Raw genomic sequence first — 1667 nt, forward strand, 5'->3', positions numbered from 1 at the left:
GGGCGCGGCGGCGGGCGCGGCGGCGTGCTCGTCACCCTTCACGGGCGGCCCTTGTCAAACGGAGGGTCCCTCCACATATCCCGCCCCAAGCCGGCGCGACGTCACGCCGGTCCCTTCCGGCGCGCCGCCGCACCATGCATCCCCGGCGCGTTCCAACACAGTTCTCATCGGAGTGCCGCATGGGCCTGTCAATCACGCTCACCATCAACGGCGTGCCGAGGTCGCTCATGCTCGACGATCCGCGGGTCACGCTGCTCGACCTGCTGCGCGAGCGGCTCGACCTCACCGGCACGAAAAAGGGCTGCGACCGCGGCCAGTGCGGCGCCTGCACCGTGCTGGCGGACGGGCGGCGCATCAACGCCTGTCTCGCGCTCGCGGTCAGCCTCGACGGCGCCGACATCCTCACGATCGAGGGTGCGGCCGACGGCGACACGCTGCATCCGGTGCAGGTCGCCTTCATCGCCCATGACGGGCTGCAATGCGGCTTCTGCACGCCGGGCCAGATCATGAGCGCGATCGACCTGATCCGCGAGGGGCAGGCGGGCGACGATCCGGAGCGGGTGCGCGAGGCGATGAGCGGCAATCTGTGCCGCTGCGGCGCCTATGCCGGCATCACGGCGGCGGTGCTCGACGCGCAGCGGCGCATGCGGGCGGACGACGACGCCGCGCAGCAGGAGAAGCAGGCGGCATGAACACGTTCGACTACATACGCCCGGCCACGATCGCCGAGGCGGTGGCGGCGGGCGCGCAGCCCGGCGCCGCGTATCTCGCGGCCGGAACCAACCTCGTCGATCTGATGAAGGTCGGCGCGATGCGGCCGGCGCGGCTGGTGGACGTGACGCATCTGCCGGGGCTCGACCGGATCGAGGACCTGCCCGATGGCGGCGTGCGCATCGGCGCGCTGGTGCGCAACGCCGATCTCGCGCACGACGCGGCCTTCGCGCGGCGCTTTCCGGCGGTCGCCGAGGCGCTGCTGTCGGGCGCGTCGGCGCAGCTGCGCAATGCCGCGACCGTGGGCGGCAACATCGTGCAGCGCACGCGCTGCGCCTATTTCGCGGACGCGGCGAGCGCGTGCAACCGCCGCGCACCGGGCAGCGGCTGCGACGCGCGCGGCGGCGAGACGCGCCAGCACGCCGTGCTCGGCTGGAGCGCGCACTGCATCGCCACGCACCCGTCGGATTTCTGCGTGCCGCTCGCCGCCCTCGACGCGGTGATCGAGATCGAGGGACGGGCCGGACGGCGCGAGGTGCCGCTCGCCGCCTTCCACCGGCTGCCGGACGAGGCGCCGCAGCGCGAGACGGCGCTGGAGGCGGGCGACCTCGTCGTCGCCGTGCGCCTGCCGGCGGAGGCGGCGGCGTTCGCGCCGCATGCGCGCTACCTGAAGCTGCGCGAACGCACGTCGTATGCCTTCGCCGTGGTGTCGGCCGCGGCGGCGCTGCGCATGCGCGGCGACGTGATCACGCACGCACGCATCGCGCTCGGCGGCGTCGCGGCAAAGCCGTGGCGGGCCTACGCGGCGGAGGCGTCGCTTGCCGGCGCCAGCGCCGACGCGGATGCCTTTGCCCGGGCGGCGGAGGCCGCGTTCGCGGACGCGCGCCCCTCCGGCGACAACGCCTTCAAGATCGACCTCGCGAAGCGGCTCGTCGCGCGCGCGCTCGCGGCAGCGG

The 1667-nt window shown here is 74.2% G+C and carries 2 protein-coding genes; both read left to right on the forward strand.

Annotation, left to right across the window (positions count from 1 at the left end; genetic code table 11):
• The first annotated feature begins 179 nt into the window (after positions 1-179).
• Positions 180-692 (forward strand): (2Fe-2S)-binding protein, encoded by a 513-nt coding sequence (locus tag B8460_RS17430; protein ID WP_048862892.1) that lies wholly within the window; start codon positions 180-182, stop codon positions 690-692.
• Positions 689-1667 (forward strand): FAD binding domain-containing protein (locus B8460_RS17435; protein WP_048862893.1); only part of this gene is annotated, 979 nt, incomplete at its 3' end. The genes B8460_RS17430 and B8460_RS17435, both read left to right, overlap by 4 nt.

Source organism: Acidisphaera rubrifaciens HS-AP3, assembly GCF_000964365.1.
Lineage (GTDB): Bacteria > Pseudomonadota > Alphaproteobacteria > Acetobacterales > Acetobacteraceae > Acidisphaera > Acidisphaera rubrifaciens.

What these genes read in the sequence shown, in the direction of transcription:
- B8460_RS17430 (WP_048862892.1), top strand. Translation starts at nt 180, where the DNA reads ATGGGCCTGTCAATCACGCTCACCATCAACGGCGTGCCGAGGTCGCTC.